Source organism: Mycobacterium sp. NAZ190054 (assembly GCF_001545925.1).
In the GTDB taxonomy this organism is placed as follows: domain Bacteria; phylum Actinomycetota; class Actinomycetes; order Mycobacteriales; family Mycobacteriaceae; genus Mycobacterium.
Genome location: NZ_LMVQ01000035.1, coordinates 17,992 through 36,628, shown reverse-complemented (window position 1 = coordinate 36,628; position 18,637 = coordinate 17,992). Strand labels below are relative to the sequence as shown.

The window sequence follows — 18,637 nt, the reverse complement described above, 5'->3', positions numbered from 1 at the left end:
GGGGGTTGGATGACAGCGCAGCCCGCACCGTCCGACCCCGAGGGCAAACCGGGCGTCCTCGATCGGTGGCGCGCCCGGATGCCGTGGTTCGACCACGTGATGCGCGCCCAGCAGCGCTACAACGACTCCAAGGGCGACTTCTACGCCGCCGGCATCACCTACTTCACGATCTTCGCGCTGTTCCCGTTGCTGATGCTGGGCTTCTCGGTGGGGGGCTTCGTGCTGGCCAGTCAGCCCGAGCTGCTCGACGCGGTCGAGGGGCGGATCCGCGCCGCGGTCAGCGGCGACCTCGGTCAGCAGCTCGTCGAGTTGATGGAATCGGCGATCGAGTCGCGCGGCACCGTCGGCATCATCGGGTTGGCGGCCGCGGCGTGGGCCGGGCTCGGGTGGATGGCCAACCTGCGTGAGGCGCTCAGCCAGATGTGGGGCCTCTACCGCGAGGAGCTGCCCGGGTTCGTCAAGACCAAGCTGTCGGACCTGCTGGCTCTGCTGACCACGTTCGCCGCGATCATCGTCACCCTCGGGTTGACCGCGCTCGGGAACATGTCGGTGATGGCCAATGTGCTCGACCGGTTCGGGATCCAGGACGCGCCGGGCCTGAGCCTGATGCTGCGCATCGCGTCGGTCGTCGTCGCGGTGCTGGTGTCCTGGGTGTTGTTCACCTACATGATCTTCCGGTTGCCGCGGGAGTCGGTGAGCTTCCGCAGCAGCGTGCGGGCCGGGCTGCTCGCGGCCGTGGCGTTCGAGATCTTCAAGTACTTCGCGGGGGTGTACCTGAAGTCGGTGGTCACCGGCCCCGCCGGCGCGACGTTCGGGCCGGTGCTGGGTCTGATGGTGTTCGCCTACATCGTGTCCCGGCTGATCCTGTTCGCCACCGCCTGGGCGGCGACGATGCCCGAGAACATGGTCGAGGAACCGGTTCCCGCCCCCGGGCCTGCGGTCATCAACAACCGGATCATCGACCGTCCCGGGCTGCAGGCGTGGCAGGCGGCCGCCGCGGCGACAGTGGGAGCCCTTGGCGCGCTGAGTCTTTCGCGGTGGCGTCGACGCTAGCGGGCGGGCCGGCGGTTCACCGCGCGCGCGGCCATGATCAGGCTGAACACGATGACCGCGCCGATCACGCCGACGCCGACCCGCACCGGTGTGGCGTCGACGCCGGGCAGTGCGGCGGCGGCGTTGGTGGCGGCGACGTCCGCGGTGGCCGCGTCGGGGTGGATACCGCCGAGGGACAGGTCCGGCTCGATCAGCGTCCCCACCTTGGTGCCCGGGGCGACCGCGAAGCCGTAGTCGAGCAGCCGGGCGGCCTGTTCCCACGGCGCGATCGGTTGCCGCGTGCCGCGCAGCAGCACCGCCACCAGCCGGCGACCGTCGCGGGCGGCGGCGCCGACGAACGTCTGCCCGGCGTCGTCGGTGAAACCGGTCTTGCCGCCGAGCGCGCCCGGATAGTTCGCCAGCAGCTTGTTGTCGTTCTCGATCGGGTAGCCGGCGCCGTCGCGGCCGGGGAAGTTCGACGAGCGGGTCGCCACGATGTCGGTGAACACCGGGTTGTTCCACGCGTACCGGTAGAACAGGCCGATGTCGTAGGCCGAGGTGCTCATGCCGGGGCCGTCCAGCCCTGACGGGGTCGCGACCCTGGTGTCGCGCGCACCCAGCTTGTCGGCGAGCGCGTTGAGCTTGGTCAGCGTGGTCTGCATACCGCCCATCTGCATGGCCAGCGCGTGCGCCGCGTCGTTGCCCGAATACATCAGCAGACCGTGCAGCAGGTCGTTGACGGAGTAGAACCCGCCCGGGCCCACCCCGACCTTGGTGCCCTCCTGCGCCGCGTCCGCCTCGGTGCCGGGGACGACCTTGTGCAGCGGCAGGTCGTTGATCGCCTGCATCGCGGTCAGCACCTTGATCACGCTCGCCGGCCGGTGCCGGCCGTGCGGATCGCGGGCGGCGATGACGTCACCGGAGTCCAGGTCGGCGACCAGCCACGCCTCGGCGGACACGTCCCCGGGGACCGGGGGTGTACCGGGTGCGGTGATCACGCCGCAGCCGGCCAGTGCGTCGCCGCCCACCGGTTGGGCCGGCACCGGAAGCGGTCCGGGCGTCGGGTCGCCGGGTTTGGGAACCTCGGACGCATCCACCGCGGGCGGCGTCGTCTCCCGGTACGGACACACGCCCGCTTCGGGTGGCGGCTGGGCCGCCGCGATCGGCGCCAGCGTCAGCATCGCGGCGCTGACCAGCGCCGACGCGCGCGTCAAGACAGTCCGTAAGGTCGCCATCGTCTGCGCAGATTAGGCGACCAGGGGGTCCGGAGTGGGGAGGCTCGCGGTGACGGATGTGGTTGGTGTTTCAGGTGTGACTCACGGGGAGGGCACCGTCCCGGTGCCGAACTAGGCTGTTGACACCTGTGAAACCCGCGAAGGGCGTGCATGTTCATTCTTGTTCTCGGTTCGATCCTGGCGTTGATGCACCTGTACGTGTGGAAGCGGACGGTCAAGGACACCACCCGGCCCGGACGCGTCCGGTGGCTGTTGTCGGGGCTCGTCGCGATCCTGATGCTGGTGCCGTTGGCGGCGTTCGAGGCGACCGCGGCACTGCCGGGTGCCGCCGTCGCGCTCACCCGGGGCCGCATCGCCGCCCGGCGTCTGCTCGCGCTGACCGAGCCGACCGACAGCGACCACCGTCGGCCCGACCTCGCCGCGCTGCAGCTCGAACCCGGCGACCGAGTCGCTGTCGTCGGTCCGAGCGGCAGCGGCAAGACCACGCTGTTGATGCGGACCCCGGGAGCGTTCTTCGCCGAGGATGCCCACCTGTTCTCCACCACGGTGCGGGACAACCTGCTCGTCGCGCGCGGCGACGCCACCGACGACGAGTTGCGGGATGCGTTGAACCGCGCAGGCCTCGGCCGGTGGCTCGACGGACTGCCCGACGGGCTCTCGACCATGCTCGCCGGCGGCGCCGCGGCGGTGTCGGCCGGACAGCGCAGGCGGTTGCTGCTGGCGCGGGCGCTGGTGTCGACGGCGCCGACGATCCTCCTCGACGAACCGACCGAGCATCTCGACGCGTCCGACGCCGATCGGATGCTGACCGACATCCTCACCCCCGGAGCCTTGTTCGGTCCGGAGCGCACCGTCGTCGTCGCCACTCACCATCTGCCGGATGACGTGCCTGTGACGGTAATCTCACCACCATGAGCGAACCGCCGCCCCCGCCGCCTCCTCCCCCCGGCAGCTACCCGGGCGGCTATCCGCCCCAGCCCTACGGCGCATACGGGGGATATGGCGGGTACGGGGGGTACGGCGAGTTCCCGCCACCTGTCCCGGCGCCGCCGCGGAACGGTCTGGGCACCGCCGCGTTGGTGCTCGCGATCGTCGGCCTGCTGCTGTGCTGGACGGTCGCCGGCGGCGTGCTGCTCGGCATCGCCGCGATCGTTCTGGGATTCCTTGCCCGCGGACGGGTCAAGCGCGGCGAGGCCACCAACGGCGGCGTCGCGCTGGCCGGGATCGTGCTCGGCGCCGTGGCGATTGTGGCAAGCCTGGTGATCGTCGCGATCTACGCGACCCTCGGGGTGGCGCTGTTCAAGGATCTCGGCGGTGGCGACTACGTCGAATGCCTCCAGCGGGCCGGATCCGACCAGCAGGCCGTGCAACAGTGCGCCGACGAGTTCACTCAGCGGGTGGAGGAATCCTTCTCGATCACCGTCACACCGACGCCGTAGCCCGCCCCGGGAAGTATTTGACGATGCCCTCCTGCACCACTGTGGCCAGCGGCTGACCCGAGCGGTCGAAGAAGTGCCCGCTGCCCAGACCGCGGGACTCCGCGGCGACCGGTGACGTCGTCGAGTACAACACCCAGTCGTCGAACCGCACCGGCCGGTGGAACCACACCGAGTGGTTGGTGGTCACGGCGAAGATCCGGTCATGCCCCCACGACAGACCGTGGGTGGTGATGATCGAGTCGAGCACCGTGGTGTCCGACGAGTACACCATCGCCGCGGTGTGCAGCACCGGATCGTCGGGCATCACGCCCTGGGCCTTCATCCAGACCCGGTTGTGGGTGAGCTTCTCGCCCTTGTCCCGCATGATCCACGCGGGGTCGTTGGTGTAGCGCCACTCGATGGGACGCAGCGCGTTGGCGAAGTGCGGGACGACCTGCTCGTAGCCCCGCAACAGGTCGTCGATGGGCGGCACCGTGAGCGGGTCGGTCAGCGGCGGCGGCTGCACGCCGTGCTCAAGTCCCTTCCCGCCGGCCAGGTAGGACACCATCGCGGTGGTCAGCAACTGGCCTTTCTGCATGACGTCGACGCGGCGGTTGGCGAACCGGCGTTCGTCGCGCAGCCGCACCACATGGAACTCGAGGTCCAGCTCGGGGTCGCCGCCGGCGATGAAGTGCACCGACAACGCACTGGGCGGGGTGGGGTACCTGAGGCTACGGCCGGCCGCGACGAACGCCTGCGCCATCATCTGACCGCCGAAGGTGCGCACCGGGTTCTTGCTCGGATGTGCACCGACGAAGGTGTCGTCGTCGAGTCGTTCGAGGTGAAGAATCGCCAGCAGCTCCTCGAAGTCGGCCTGCGACGACACTCGGTACCTCCTAGTTCGGCGCGACGCTAGACGTCGTCCTCTCCGATGCGGTGGACGTGGATCAGATTCGTGGAGCCTACTGTGCCGGGCGGAGCACCCGCGACGATGACCACCAGGTCGCCCCGCTTGTAGCGGCCCAGGTCGAGCATCGACTTGTCGACCTGACGGATCATTCCGTCGGTGGTCTCGATGTGCGGGACGATGAACGTCTCGGTGCCCCAGGTCAGCGCGAGCTGACTGCGGACCTCGGGCAGCGCGGTGAACGCCAGCACCGGCAGCGGCGTATGCAGCCTGGCCAGGCGTCGCACCGTGTCGCCGGACTGGGTGAACGCGACCAGCGCCTTGGCGTCGAGGCGCTCCCCGATGTCCCGCGCGGCGTAGGAGATGACCCCGCGTTTGGTGCGCGGCACATGGGTCAGCGGCGGCGCGGCCACCGAGTTCTCCTCGACCGCGGAGATGATGCGCGCCATGGTGCGCACCGTCTCGAACGGGAACTTGCCCACCGAGGTCTCCCCCGACAACATCACCGCGTCGGCGCCGTCGAGCACCGCGTTGGCGACATCGGAGGCCTCGGCGCGGGTGGGCCGCGAGTTCTCGATCATCGACTCCAGCATCTGGGTCGCCACGATGACGGGTTTCGCGTTCTCCCTTGCCATTTGGATGGCGCGCTTCTGGACCAGCGGCACCTCTTCGAGCGGCAGCTCCACCCCGAGGTCACCGCGCGCGACCATGATCGCGTCGAAGGCCAGCACGATGGCTTCGAGGTTGTCGATCGCCTCGGGCTTCTCCAGTTTCGCGATGACGGGAACCCGGCGGCCGACACGGTCCATCACCTCGTGCACCAGCTCGACGTCGGCGGGCGATCGGACGAACGACAGTGCAACCAGGTCGACACCGAGACGCACCGCGAACTCGAGGTCGTCGATGTCCTTCTCCGAGAGCGCGGGCGCCGAGACGTTCATGCCGGGCAGCGACATGCCCTTGTTGTTGCTGACCCTGCCGCCCTCGGTGACGGTGCAGACGACGTCGTTGCCGTCGATGTGTTCGACGACCAGACCGACGTTGCCGTCGTCGACGAGGACCCGGTCTCCGGGCCGCGCATCCTGGGCCAGCCGTTTGTAGGTCGTCGACACCCGGTCGTGGGTGCCCGCGAAGTCCTCGACGGTGATCCGGACCGTCTCGCCGTTGGCCCAGACGGTCGGACCGTCGGCGAACCGGCCGAGCCGGATCTTCGGGCCCTGCAGGTCAGCGAGGATTCCGACCGCTCGCCCGGTCGCGTCCGAAGCGGCCCGGACACGCTTGTAATTGGCCTCGTGATCCGGGTAGTCGCCGTGGCTGAAGTTGAGCCGGGCGACGTCCATTCCGGACTCGACCAATTGCCTGACGGCCTCGTCGGAAGCGGTGGCCGGGCCAAGCGTACAGACGATTTTTCCGCGTCTAGTCACGACTCCTGAGCATAGTCGTTAATCGATTCAGACGACGGCCAGCGGCAGCGTGCCCGGACGGACCGGTGCCGGCAGGTCGGAGTCACCCATCAGGTAGGCATCGACGGCGTTTGCAGCGCTGCGGCCCTCGGCGATGGCCCAGACGATCAGCGACGCACCGCGGTGTGCGTCCCCGCAGGTGAACACCCCGGGCACCTCGGTCTGCCAGTCCGGTCCGCACGACAGCGTGCCCCGCCGGCTCAGGGTCAGGCCCAGCTCGTCGAGCAGTGCCATGTGCTCGACGCCTTCGAACCCGATGGCCAGCAACGCCAGCTCACACGGGATCTCAAAGGTCTGGCCGACCGGGACGATGTGCCTGCGGCCGGTGTCGTCGCGCTCCACCTTCACCTCGGCGATCTCCATCGCCCGCAGATTGCCGCGGTCGTCACCGAGGAAGCGCTGGACCGCGACTTCATAGCGGCGGTGCCCGCCCTCGGCGTGGGCCGGGGACAGCCGGGTGCGCAACACGATCGGCCATGTCGGCCACGGCGACAGGGAATCGTCGCGCTGCTCGGGCGGTTCGGGGTTGTAGTCGAGCTGGGTCACCGATAAGGCGCCCTGCCGGTGCGCGGTACCCAGACAGTCGGCGCCGGTGTCACCACCGCCGATGATCACGACGTGCTTGCCCTCGGCGCTGATCTCGCTCGGCCCGTCGCCCTCGCACTCCTTGTTGGCGGGCACCAGATGCTCCATCGCCAGGTGCACGCCGTTGAGGTCACGGCCCTCGACATGGTTGTCCCGGGCGCGCAGCGCGCCGACGGCGAGCACGACGGCGTCGTGCTGAGCGCGCAGCTGCTCGACCGGCAGGTCCACCCCGACCTCGCACTCGGTGACGAAACGTGTTCCCTCGGCCCGCATCTGAGCCAAGCGCTGGTTCAGGACGGACTTCTCCAGCTTGTATTCCGGGATGCCATAGCGCATCAACCCGCCGATGCGGTCGTCGCGCTCGTAGACGGTCACGTCATGTCCGGCCCGGGTGAGCTGCTGCGCGGCGGCCAGACCCGCCGGACCCGAACCGACCACCGCGACCTTCTTGCCGGTCGAGATCGCCGCGGGCTGGGGTTCGACGATGCCGTCCATCCAGGCCTGGTCGGCGATCGTCTGCTCGATGCGCTTGATCGTGACGCTGCCGCCGGTGTGCTCCTCGGAGATCGAGAGCACGCAGGCCGCCTCGCACGGCGCCGGGCAGAGCCGTCCGGTGAACTCCGGGAAGTTGTTGGTCGCGTGCAGACGGTCACTGGCCGCGTCCCATCGGCCACGCCGCACCAGGTCGTTCCACTCCGGGATCAGGTTCCCCAGCGGGCAGCCGGCAGTTCCGGAATGGCAGAACGGGATTCCGCAGTCCATGCAGCGACGGGCCTGCTGGGACACCTCGCCGGCGCGCTGGTGCGGGTCCTGACGTTCGTAGACCTCGCGCCAGTCGCCGACGCGTTCGTCGACCGGCCGCTTGCTGGCCTCGACCTTGGGGACTTCGAGAAATCCGTGTGGATCAGCCACGGCTGGCCTCCATGATCGCAGAGTCGACATCCCGGCCCTCGGCCTTGGCCATCCGGGTCGCTTCCAGCACGCGCTGGTAGTCGCGCGGCATGATCTTGGTGAATTGCGCGCTGCGCCTGGGCCAGTCGGACAGCACGGAGTTCGCGACCGTACTGCCGGTGTAGCGGGCGTGCCGCGCGACGACGTCGTGCAGCCAGGCGAGATCCTCGGGCTCGAGGGGCTGCAACTCCACCATCTCGGTGTTCACCCGTCTCGATTCCAGACCGAGCACGAACGCGATGCCTCCCGACATGCCGGCCGCCATGTTGCGGCCGACCTTGCCGAGGACCACGACTCGCCCACCGGTCATGTACTCGCAGGCATGGTCACCCACGCCCTCCACGACGGTCAGCGCACCCGAGTTCCGCGCCGCGAACCGCTCCCCCACCCGGCCGCGCAGGTACAGCTCACCGGAGGTGGCGCCGAACAGCAGTGTGTTGCCCGCGATCACGTTGTCCTCGGGCAGGAACAGCACGTCGTCCTGGGGTTTGACGATGATCTTGCCGCCGGAGAGACCTTTGCCCACGTAGTCGTTGGCGTCGCCGACGAGTTCCAGCGTGACCCCCGGCGGCAGGAACGCCCCGAGGGACTGTCCCGCCGATCCGGTCAGCGTGATGTGGACCGTGTCCTCGGGCAGGCCCTGCGCACCGTAGCGGCGGGTGATCTCGCTGCCGAGCAGGGTGCCGACGGTGCGGTTGACGTTACGCACAGGCAGTTCGAGGCGCACCGGATGCGCGTCTTCGAGGGCGCCTTCGGCCAGTTGGATGAGCGTCTGGTCGAGCGCCTGATCCAACGCGTGGTACTGGTCGCGGATCCGGCGGCGCGGCGAAGGTTGCCCGGTGTGGGCGTCGGGCGGCACCGCGAAGATCGGGCCGAGGTCCAGACCCTTGCTCTTCCAGTGCGCGACTCCCTCGGCGGTGTCCAGCATTTCGACGTGTCCGACCGCCTCGTCGACGCTGCGGAAGCCCAATTCGGCCAGATACCTGCGGATGTCCTCGGCGATGAACCGGAAGAAGTTCTCCACGAACTCCGGCTTACCGGTGAAGCGTGCCCGCAGTTCCGGGTTCTGGGTGGCCACCCCGACCGGGCAGGTGTCGAGATGACACACCCGCATCATGATGCACCCGGCCACCACCAGCGGCGCGGTCGCGAATCCGTATTCCTCGGCGCCGAGCAGCATCGCGACCATCACGTCCCGGGCGGTGCGCATGCCGCCGTCGCACTGGACGGTGATGCGGTCCCGCAGTCCGTTGAGCATCAGCGTCTGCTGGGTGTCGGCAAGGCCGATCTCCCACGGTGCCCCGGCATGCTTGAGGCTGGTCAACGGCGCGGCGCCGGTGCCACCGTCGTAGCCGGAGATGAGCACGACGTCGGCGTGCGCCTTCGACACGCCGGCGGCGACCGTCCCGACGCCGACGGAGCTGACCAGCTTGACGTGGATACGCGCGTCGGAGTTGGCGTTCTTCAGGTCGTGGATGAGCTGCGCGAGGTCCTCGATCGAGTAGATGTCGTGGTGCGGCGGCGGTGAGATGAGCCCCACCCCCGGTGTCGAGTGACGGGTCTTGGCGATGTTCGGGTACACCTTGTAGCCCGGAAGCTGGCCGCCCTCACCGGGTTTGGCGCCCTGAGCCATCTTGATCTGGATGTCGGTGGCATTGACCAGGTAATCACTGGTGACGCCGAAGCGGCCCGAGGCGACCTGTTTGACGGCGCTGCGCCGCTTCGCGTCGTAGAGCCGTTCGACGTCCTCGCCGCCCTCACCGGAGTTCGACCGTCCGCCGAGGTTGTTCATCGCCACGGCCATCGTCTCGTGCGCCTCGGCCGAGATCGACCCGTAGCTCATCGCACCGGTGTTGAACCGGGTGACGATCGAGTCGGCGGACTCGACCTCGTCCAACGGCACCGGCGGGCGCAGCCCCTTCCTTAACTCGAACAGACCGCGCAGGGCACCGCCTTCGCGAGCCAGCCGGTCCACTTCCGCGGAGTACTTCTCGAAGACCTCGTAGCGGCCGGTGCGGGTGGAATGCTGAAGCAGGAACACCACTTCGGGGCTGAACAGGTGCAGCTCACCCTCGCGCCGGTATGCGTATTCGCCGCCGACCTCCAGGCGCCGGTGCACGCGCTCGGTGGGGTTCTCGGGGTAGGCGCGGCGGTGCCGCAGCTTGACCTCCTCGGCGATGACGTCGAGACCGATGCCGCCGAGCTGGGAGGGTGTGCCGGTGAAGTACTCGTCGATGACGGCCTTGTCGATGCCGACGGCTTCGAACGCCTGGGCGGCGGTGTACGAGGCGACCGTCGAGATGCCCATCTTGCTCATCACCTTCATCACGCCCTTGCCGAGCGCCTTGAGGTAATTGCGTACCGCCGCGGCCGGTTCGATCCCGGTGAGTTCACCTTCGCGGATGAGATCCTCGATGGACTCGAAGGCCAGGTACGGATTCACGGCGGCCGCGCCGAAGCCGATCAGCATCGCGATGTGGTGGACCTCGCGGGCGTCGCCGGTCTCGACGACCAGGGCCACGGTCGTGCGCTCCTTGGTGCGCACCAGGTGGTGATGCACGGCGGCCACGGCCAGCAGCGACGGGATCGGCGCCTTGGTGTGGTCGGAATCCCGATCCGAGATCACCAGCGTCCGAGCGCCTTTGGCGATGGCATCGCAGGCGCGCAGGCGCAGCTCCTCGAGGGCCTCGGCCAGTCCTTCCCCACCGCGCTCGACGTCGTAAAGCGCGCGCAGCACCGCGGTACGCAGCCCGGGATGTTCACCGTCGTCGTTGATGTGGACGATCTTGTTGAGCTCGTCGTTGTCCAGGACCGGCCAGTCGAGCTTGATCTGGCGACACGACGCGGCCGAGGGCTCCAACAGGTTCTGCTCGGGGCCCATGATGCGGGCCATCGACGTCACGACCTGTTCCCGGATGGCGTCCAGCGGTGGGTTTGTCACCTGGGCGAACAGCTCCACGAAGTAGTCGTAGAGCAGCTTCGACCGCTGCGACAGCACGGCGACGGGGGTGTCGGTGCCCATCGAACCCAGCGGCTCGGCGCCCGAGGCCGCCATCGGGGACAGCAGGATCCGCAGCTCCTCTTCGGTGTAGCCGAAGCTCACCTGACGACGGACCACCGATTCGTGGTTGGGCTGCACCCGCGCGCGCTCGGGCAGTGTCGCCAGCTCGAGCAGACCGGAATGCAGCCATTCGCCGTACGGTTCGGCTTGGGCGAGTTTCTCCTTGATCTCGTCGTCGGAGACGATACGGCCCGCCGCGGTGTCGACCAGGAACATCTTGCCGGGCTGCAGCCTGCCCTTGGCGACGATCTCGGCCGACGGTACGTCCAGAACGCCGGCCTCGCTGGCGAGGATGACGCGGTCGTCGATGGTCCGCCACCAACGTCCGGGCCGTAATCCGTTGCGGTCCAGCACCGCACCGACGAGCGTTCCGTCGGTGAAGGTGACGCAGGCCGGTCCGTCCCAGGGCTCCATCAACGAGGCGTGGAACTGCCAGAAGGCGCGCTCGTCCGCCTCCATCGTGGTGTTGTTCTCCCACGCTTCGGGGATCATCATCAGTACGGCGTGCGGCAGGCTGCGCCCACCGAGGTGCAGCAACTCGAGGACCTCGTCGAAGGAGGCCGAGTCGGATGCGTCGGGCGTGCAGATCGGCGAGAGCCTGCTCAGGTCGCCCGGAATGGCGGCGCTTGCGAGCATGGCTTCCCGGGCGTGCATGCGGTTGCGGTTGCCGCGCACAGTGTTGATCTCGCCGTTGTGAGCGACGAACCTGAACGGGTGCGCCAACGGCCAGGACGGGAACGTGTTGGTGGAGAAGCGGCTGTGCACGATGGCGATGGCACTGATGCAGCGTTGGTCGCGGAGGTCTGCAAAGAACTGCGGCAGCTGCAATGTGGTGAGCATGCCCTTGTAGACCATGGTGCGGCTGGACAGCGACGGGAAGTAGACCCCGCCGCGTTCGGCACGTTTACGCAGCGGGTAGACGCGCCGGTCGAGTTCGATGCCGGCGGGCCGGGATCCATTGCGCTGCGGGGCGGCGACGAAGAACTGCGCCATGTGGGGCATGCAGTTGAGCGCCGTCGCGCCCAACTCGGCTCCGTCGGGATCGACGGGCATCTCGCGCCAACCGAGCACCTCAAGACCCTCGTCGACGGCGATGGCTTCGACGGTCTCGCGGGCCTCGTTGCGGGCGGCGTGGTCCTGCGGCAGGTAACAGATCCCGGCGGCGAAGGTGTTGGCGCCGTCGGGGGCGGGGGTGGGCAGCGGGAAGTCGACGACCTCAGACAACAGGTCGACAGGAAGCTGGATCAGGATGCCGGCGCCGTCACCGCTGGTGGCTTCGGCGCCCGCAGCCCCACGGTGTTCGAGATGTTCGAGGGCGATGAGGCCGTCGGCGACGATCGAATGCGAGCGACGACCCTGGATGTCGACCACCATGGCCACACCGCAGGAATCCGCCTCGTTGCCGGGGTCGTATAAGCCTTGGGGTTCGGGCAGAGCCGAAAAGAGCATGGAAACCCGCCTTCACAGTCCTGATTTCATCGTCAGGGACTGCACCGGCCCGTCTGCCGAGTGTAACAGCGCGGCCCTCTCACCCGTCGAGAACAGTCGGGACCAGCGGGAATCCCGGCAGGTTGCGGATCACGGTCCATGCCAGGACTGCGGTGAGAACGACGACGTAGGTGGGTGTGGTCAGAGCGGGCCTGCCTTGCCGCCGCCGCAGCAGCACCCAGGCCAGGAGCAGCGGCGCACCGATGAGCACGAAGGCGTTGTCGACGAACGCCGCGGCCAGATCCCCGTGGAGCAGGTCGTGGGTCATGCGCAGCCCGCCGCAGGCCGGACAGTTCCATCCCGTCAGCGCCTTGAACGGGCACGGCGGGAACAGGAAAGTCGGGCTGTGCGGGTCGCCGATGCCGATGTAGGCGAGGGCACCGACGGAGACCACGCCGGCGCCGAGTCCGAGCAGCAGCCGGTTCCGGGTGTCCGAGCCGGAGCTAGGTGCCATCGCGCAGCGGACGCCCCTCCGGATCGCGCACCTTGTCGGTCAGGATGAGGATCGCGTCGATGATGCCCCAGATGACAGCGCCCACCCCGCAGGTGACCAGCCCGACGACGAGCTGGATGACGCCCAACTTCATATAGCCCAGGTAGATGCGTCCGATGCCCACCAGGCCCAGGAGCCCGACGAGTTGGAGCAGCCCGCCCACCACTTTGGATTTCTCCGAAAGCGGTTCACCTGTCACCGGATGGCGACCCCACGGCGCGGCCGGGTCCGGGTACCCGGCAGGAAACCCACCCGCCGGCGGCGGATAGGAACCCGGCGGCGGCGAGTACTGAGATCCCGATGGCGCATAGCCCGGCGGTGGCGGTGGCGGTGGTGGCGGATGCGGATTTCCGCCGTCGTTGCCGCTGAAGGGGGGCTCGGTCATGACACCAGCATGCCAGAGCGCCCGCGCGCGAACCGGTGTCCCGAGGGCGACTGCCGGTAGCGGGCGTCGCTCCGGCGCTCAGCCGTCGATGTGCGTCGGCGGGTCGGTGAAGGCGGGATCCGGCGAGAATCGGCCGGGGCCCATCAGGCCGCACCGCTTCTCGGGCACCAGGTGGGAACTGAAACCGCTGGGGACCCAGCGGGCAACTCCCACACAACGTTGCCAGGTGCCGTCAGGCTGGACCGGTTCGTCACACTTGCTGATGAAGCCTCCTCCGTACAGGCAACCGGCACTGGCCCACGGAGCGGAGGCGATCAGCTGGGCAGCCATCAACAGGGCAGCCAATGTTCCGACGACGCAGCGCTTCATGGTGCCTCCCGTCCGGGCCGCCGAGTGCCAGGGGCGGCAGAACCGTCGACGACCCTGCAGCCAGGAAAACGCTACCGCTTATCCACCCTGTTATCGCTGCCTTTGAGCTCGCGACTTGCAGCAGGGGTCCGGTCAGCGATCCCGGCGCCGCCTGATCCACTGACGGACTCGTCCGACGACCTCGGATCTGACACCGCCAGAGGGCGATTCGGCTTCGCCGGTGCCCGTCTCCCTGACTTCCGGTTCGGCGTCGACCTCGGCGGCCGACTCCTCAGTGCCGGCCTCACCTCCGACGGCAGACTCATCAGTCTCGGCCGCCTCGTCACTCTCAGTCAGCGACTCGGCGTCAACCTCAGCGACCTCAGCTGCGACGTCGTCCTGCTTGTCGACACCAGACCCATCGGCCTCATTGACAGCGCCCTCGGCGACCTCCGGCTCAGCGTCGCTGTCCGCGGCCTCCCCGCCGGCCTCACCCTCGACCGCGGACTCATGAGCCTCAGAGGCCCCCGCGACAGCCTCAGCCGCCTCGTCACCTTCAACCGAACCCAGGCCACCGACCTCCACGACCTCCGCAGGCTCCCTTTCGGTCACCGACTCGGTATCGAGCTCAGCGACCTCAGCTGCAACGTCGTCCTGCTCGCCGACATCAGACTCGTCCTCGCCGACAGCATCCTCGGCGATCTCCGGCTCAGCGTCGCTGTCCGCGGCCTCCCCTTCGGTCACCGACTCGGTATCGAGCTCAGCGACCTCAGCTGCAACGTCGTCCTGTTCACCGACATCAGACTCGTCCTCGCCGACAGCATCCTCGGCGATCTCCGCCTCTGCGTCGACCTCGGCGACCAACTCCTCAGCGCCGGCCTCACCCTCGACCGCCGACTCATGAGCCTCAGAGGCCCCCGCGACAGCCTCAGCCGCCTCGTCACCCTCAACCGAACCCAGCCCACCGGCCTCGGCGACCTCCGGCCCAGCCTCGCTCTCAGCGGCGTCCCCGTCGGTCACCAACTGTGTTTCGAGCTCAGCGACTTCAGCTGCAACAGCGTCGTCGGCGGCCTCCGGGCCGACCTCGTTCTCAGCAGGCTCCTCCGCCTCTGCGTCGACCTCGGCGACCAACTCCTCAGCGCCGGCCTCACCCTCGACCGCAGACTCATGAGCCTCAGAGGCCCCCGCGACAGCCTCAGCCGCCTCGTCACCCTCAACCGAACCCAGCCCACCGGCCTCGGCGACCTCCGGCCCAGCTTCGTCCTCGGCGGACTCCGCCGTCTCCGTCATCGGATCTTCGGCGACCTCGTCGCCGTCTATCGACCCGACGCCAGCCTCGGTCTCGTCCTTCTCCTCGTCGCCTGGCTCCACGGCGTCCAGCTCGGCGACCAAGGCTTCTAGCTCCGCAGAGTCCTCCGCCGATTCTCTCGCCTCGTCTTCTTCGGCGACCTTGGCGGCAGCCACGATCCCCACGGCGGACGCGACAGCGACGTCCTTGGCCACGTCCTCGACGCCCGCATCTGCGGCCGGCTCGCCTTTGAGAGCCGCGGGATCCTCACGGCCCTTGGGGGCCACCATGACGTAGACGACGGCGCCGATGAAGATGAACGTCGACGTGAACGAGTTGATCCGGATGCCGGCGAGTTCGGTGGCGGTGTCGCTGCGCATCAGCTCGATCCAGAACCGGCCCACGCAGTACCCGGCGACATACAGCGCGAACAGCCGGCCGTGGCCGATGTTGAACCTGCGGTCGACCAGGATCAGCACAGCGAAAACCAGCAGGTTCCACAACAACTCGTACAGGAACGTCGGGTGCACGACGTGGATCAGCTCACCGGTCGACACCCCGTTGAGCGAGTCCGGTACCCCGGCCGCATTCACCCGTTCGTAGATCTCCAGACCCCACGGCAGCGTGGTCTCGCGGCCGTAGAGCTCCTGGTTGAAATAGTTGCCTAGACGCCCGATCGCCTGCGCGAGCACGATTCCCGGCGCGATCGCGTCGCCGAACGCGGGCAACGGTATGCCCCGGCGCCGGCACGCTATCCACGCGCCCACACCGCCGAGGGCCACGGCTCCCCAGATACCGAGGCCGCCGTCCCAGATCCGCAGTGCCGCGCCGGCACCCACGCCGCCCTCACCGAAGTACGTGCGCCAGTCCGTCATCACGTGGTACAGGCGTCCGCCGATCAGACCGAAAGGCACCGCCCACAAGGCGACGTCGTAGATGACGCCTGGCTCACCGCCGCGGGCCACCCATCGCCGGTCCCCGATCACCAGCGCGGCGATGATGCCGGCGATGATGAACAGCGCGTAGGCGCGGACGGGGAAAGGCCCTAGGTGCCAGACCCCCTGAGATGGACTGGGGATGTACGCCAGGACCGTCGTTGTCACGCAGTGATCCTCTGCCGCACACCGTCAGCGAGTTCCGCGGTCAGCGCCCGCACCGCCGGAATGCCCTCCTTGAGGGCCGACACCAGGGCCGATCCGACGATGACTCCGTCGGCGTAGGCGCCGATCTCGGCAGCCTGCTCCCGTGAGCGAACCCCCAGGCCCACCCCGACCGGGATGTCGGAGACCGATTTGACCCGGCGCACGAGCTCCGGCGCGGCGTTCGACACCGCGTCGCGGGCGCCGGTGACGCCCATCGTCGAAGCCGCGTAGACGAACCCTCGCGAGGCCCGCACGGTCGCGGCCAGCCGCTCCGGTGTCGAGGACGGAGCCACCAGGAAGATCCGGTCGAGGTCGTGGGCTTCCGAAGCCGCCAGCCACTCCTCTGCTTCGTCCGGGATCAGATCCGGGGTGATCATGCCCAGTCCGCCCGCCGCGGCCAGGTCCCGGGCAAACGTGTCAACACCTTTGCGCAGCACCGGGTTCCAGTAGGTCATCACCACTGCACTGCCGCCGGCGTTGCTGATCGCCTCGACCGCTCGCAGCGCGTCGTTCACCCGAACACCCCCGCGCAGTGCTACCTCGGTCGCCGCTGCGATCGTCGGCCCGTCCATACCGGGGTCGGAGTAGGCGACCCCGACTTCGACGATGTCGCAGCCGGATTCGACCAGAGCGACCATCGCCGCGATGGAGGATTCGACGTCGGGGAATCCCGTGGGCAGATAGCCGATCAGCGCCGAGCGGCTCTCGGCGCGGCAGGAATCGAACAGTCCAGCCAGCCGGCTCATTTCGCCCCGTCCTCCAACAGACCGAACCACTTGGCCGCTGTCTCGACGTCCTTGTCGCCGCGACCGGACACGTTCACCAGGATGAGGGACCCGGATCCCAGCTCCCTGCCCAGCTTCAGGGCGCCGGCCACCGCGTGCGCGGATTCAATCGCCGGGATGATCCCCTCGGTGCGGCTCAGCAGCGACAGTGCGTCCATCGCCTCGGTATCGGTGATCGGCCGGTACTGAGCCCGGCCCACGTCCTTGAGCAACGCGTGCTCAGGGCCTACCCCCGGATAGTCCAGACCCGCCGAGATGGAGTGCGACTCGATGGTCTGACCGTCCTCGTCCTGCAGCAGGTACGAGTACGACCCCTGGAAGGCTCCCGGCGATCCACCGGTGAACGTCGCGGCGTGGCGGCCGGTTTCGACGCCGTCACCGGCGGCTTCGAACCCGAACAGCTGCACACCGGGATCGTCGATGAACGCGTGGAAGATCCCGATGGCGTTGGACCCGCCGCCCACGCAAGCGACGACCGCGTCGGGCAACCGGTGGGCCTGGTCGAGCATCTGGGCGCGTGCTTCCAGGCCGATCACCCGCTGGAAGTCACGCACCATCATCGGGAACGGGTGCGGGCCCGCGGCCGTGCCGAAGCAGTAGTACGTGTTGTCGGCATTGGTGACCCAGTCGCGGAAGGTCTCGTTGATCGCGTCCTTCAACGTCTTCGAACCGGACTCCACCGCGACCACCGACGCTCCGAGCAACCGCATCCGGGCCACGTTGAGCGCCTGACGCGCAGTGTCGACGGCACCCATGTAGATGACGCACTCCAGGCCCAACAACGCGCACGCCGTCGCCGTCGCGACACCGTGCTGGCCCGCGCCCGTCTCGGCGATGACCCGGGTCTTGCCCATCTGCTTGGCCAGCAGCGCCTGGCCCAGCACGTTGTTGATCTTGTGGGATCCGGTGTGGTTGAGGTCTTCTCGCTTCAGGAAGATCCGCGAACCGCCGGCGTGCTCGCTGAGCCGCTCGGCCTCGTACAGGGGTGACGGTCGCCCGGTGTAGTGCCGCTGCAGCCTGTCGAGTTCGTCGAGGAACGCCTGGTCACCGCGGGCCTTCTCGTAGGCGGCGGTCACCTCCTCGATGACGGCCATCAGCGCCTCGGGGACGTACCTGCCGCCGTAGACACCGAAGTGACCCCGCTCGTCGGGGTCGTGGGACGTGGGCTCGGCGACCGCGGCGCTGGCGCGCGGCAGTTCGGGACCGGCGAAGTCGACCACTTAACGCGCGGGTTTCGGGCACGACGGATGGGTGCCGGCGGTGACCAGGTCGGCGACAGCGCCGCGCGGATCCCCACTGGTGACGAGGCCCTCGCCGACGAGCACCGCATCGGCACCGGCGCCGGCGTAGGCCAGCAGGTCGGCGGTGCCGCGCACGCCCGACTCGGCGACGCGGATCACCTTGCTCGGCAGTCCGGGGGCGATCCTGGCGAAGCAGTCCCGGTCGACCTCCAGGGTCTTGAGATCACGGGCGTTCACCCCGATCACCGACGCACCCGCCTGCAGGGCCCTGTCCGCCTCCTCCTCGGTGTGCACCTCGACCAGGGCCGTCATGCCCAGCGATTCGGTGCGCTCGAGAAGCGACTCCAGCGCGGGCTGTTCGAGAGCCGCCACGATCAGCAGCAGCATGTCCGCACCGTGGGCCCGGGCTTCGTGGATCTGGTAGGGCCGAACGATAAAGTCCTTGCGCAGCACGGGAATCGACACTGCGGCGCGCACCGCGTCGAGATCGTCCAGTGAGCCGTTGAAGCGCCGCTGTTCGGTCAGCACGCTGATGACCCGCGCACCGCCGTCCTCGTAGGCACGGGCGAGCGCGGCCGGATCGCCGATCGGGGCCAACTCTCCGCGCGACGGGCTGGCCCGCTTGACCTCGGCGATGACTGCGATACCGGGCGCACGCAGCGCGGCCATCACGTCGATCGGCGCCGGGGCGCGCCTGGCCTGCTCCTTGACCTCGTCCAAGCTGACGACGGCTTCGCGAGCGGCAACGTCAGCGCGGACTCCCTCGATGATGGAGTCGAGCACGGTCGCCGAACCCATAGGCGTCGTTTCCCTTC

At 68.7% G+C, this 18,637-nt stretch carries 14 protein-coding genes and 1 pseudogene; 3 read left to right on the top strand and 12 right to left on the bottom strand.

The window, feature by feature from the left end:
• Positions 1–9 precede the first annotated feature (9 nt).
• Positions 10–1,053, top strand: a complete 1,044-nt coding sequence (gene yhjD, locus ASJ79_RS03800) for an inner membrane protein YhjD (RefSeq protein WP_067953347.1) — start codon at positions 10–12, stop codon at positions 1,051–1,053.
• Here the strand turns inward: yhjD and ASJ79_RS03795 are convergent.
• On the bottom strand, positions 1,050–2,213 hold the full coding sequence (locus tag ASJ79_RS03795) for a D-alanyl-D-alanine carboxypeptidase family protein (protein ID WP_369803607.1): 1,164 nt from the start codon (positions 2,211–2,213) through the stop codon (positions 1,050–1,052). The two genes, yhjD and ASJ79_RS03795, sit on opposite strands and share 4 nt — an antisense overlap.
• Positions 2,214–2,531: 318 nt before the next feature.
• Between ASJ79_RS03795 and ASJ79_RS03790 the strand changes: the two are divergent.
• Both ASJ79_RS03790 and ASJ79_RS03785 read left to right on the top strand, forming a co-directional pair.
• Positions 2,532–3,182 (top strand): annotated as a pseudogene (locus ASJ79_RS03790) (ATP-binding cassette domain-containing protein); the annotation flags it as partial.
• Entirely contained in the window at positions 3,179–3,706 is a 528-nt protein-coding gene (locus tag ASJ79_RS03785; protein WP_067953343.1) for a DUF4190 domain-containing protein, read from the top strand. The pseudogene ASJ79_RS03790 and the gene ASJ79_RS03785, both read left to right, overlap by 4 nt.
• Here the strand turns inward: ASJ79_RS03785 and ASJ79_RS03780 are convergent.
• The 11 genes from ASJ79_RS03780 to trpC all read right to left on the bottom strand — a co-directional run bounded on the left by ASJ79_RS03780 (position 3,690) and on the right by trpC (position 18,620).
• On the bottom strand, positions 3,690–4,571 hold the full coding sequence (locus ASJ79_RS03780; protein ID WP_067953341.1) for an acyl-CoA thioesterase II: 882 nt from the start codon (positions 4,569–4,571) through the stop codon (positions 3,690–3,692). The genes ASJ79_RS03785 and ASJ79_RS03780 overlap by 17 nt on opposite strands.
• A gap of 26 nt (positions 4,572–4,597) precedes the next feature.
• Positions 4,598–6,016 carry a pyruvate kinase gene (gene pyk, locus ASJ79_RS03775; RefSeq protein WP_067953339.1) on the bottom strand — a complete coding sequence of 473 codons (1,419 nt, stop codon included), beginning with the start codon at positions 6,014–6,016 and terminating at the stop codon, positions 4,598–4,600.
• Positions 6,017–6,043: 27 nt separating this feature from the next.
• Positions 6,044–7,552, bottom strand: a complete 1,509-nt coding sequence (locus tag ASJ79_RS03770) for a glutamate synthase subunit beta (protein ID WP_067953337.1) — start codon at positions 7,550–7,552, stop codon at positions 6,044–6,046.
• Positions 7,545–12,101 carry a glutamate synthase large subunit gene (gene gltB / locus ASJ79_RS03765; RefSeq protein WP_067953335.1) on the bottom strand — a complete coding sequence of 1,519 codons (4,557 nt, stop codon included), beginning with the start codon at positions 12,099–12,101 and terminating at the stop codon, positions 7,545–7,547. Before gltB ends, ASJ79_RS03770 begins: the two co-directional genes overlap by 8 nt.
• A gap of 79 nt (positions 12,102–12,180) precedes the next feature.
• On the bottom strand, positions 12,181–12,594 hold the full coding sequence (locus ASJ79_RS03760) for a DUF2752 domain-containing protein (RefSeq protein WP_067953334.1): 414 nt from the start codon (positions 12,592–12,594) through the stop codon (positions 12,181–12,183).
• Positions 12,584–13,018: an NINE protein gene (locus ASJ79_RS03755; protein ID WP_067953332.1), complete on the bottom strand. Its 435-nt coding sequence runs from the start codon at positions 13,016–13,018 to the stop codon at positions 12,584–12,586. Before ASJ79_RS03755 ends, ASJ79_RS03760 begins: the two co-directional genes overlap by 11 nt.
• 78 nt (positions 13,019–13,096) lie before the next feature.
• A complete protein-coding gene (locus ASJ79_RS03750; protein ID WP_067953330.1) occupies positions 13,097–13,387 on the bottom strand; it encodes a hypothetical protein in 291 nt (96 codons plus the stop codon).
• Between the two features lie 132 nt (positions 13,388–13,519).
• Complete coding sequence (gene lgt, locus ASJ79_RS03745; RefSeq protein ID WP_067953328.1) at positions 13,520–15,757, bottom strand: prolipoprotein diacylglyceryl transferase; 2,238 nt, start codon at positions 15,755–15,757, stop codon at positions 13,520–13,522.
• Positions 15,754–16,542 (bottom strand): tryptophan synthase subunit alpha, encoded by a 789-nt coding sequence (gene trpA / locus ASJ79_RS03740; protein WP_067953327.1) that lies wholly within the window; start codon positions 16,540–16,542, stop codon positions 15,754–15,756. The genes lgt and trpA overlap by 4 nt, the downstream gene beginning before the upstream one ends.
• A complete protein-coding gene (gene trpB / locus ASJ79_RS03735; RefSeq protein WP_067953324.1) occupies positions 16,539–17,801 on the bottom strand; it encodes a tryptophan synthase subunit beta in 1,263 nt (420 codons plus the stop codon). Before trpB ends, trpA begins: the two co-directional genes overlap by 4 nt.
• The gene (gene trpC / locus ASJ79_RS03730; RefSeq protein WP_067953322.1) at positions 17,802–18,620 is read right to left on the bottom strand and encodes an indole-3-glycerol phosphate synthase TrpC; all 819 of its coding nucleotides are present in this window, start codon (positions 18,618–18,620) and stop codon (positions 17,802–17,804) included.
• Positions 18,621–18,637 lie beyond the last annotated feature (17 nt).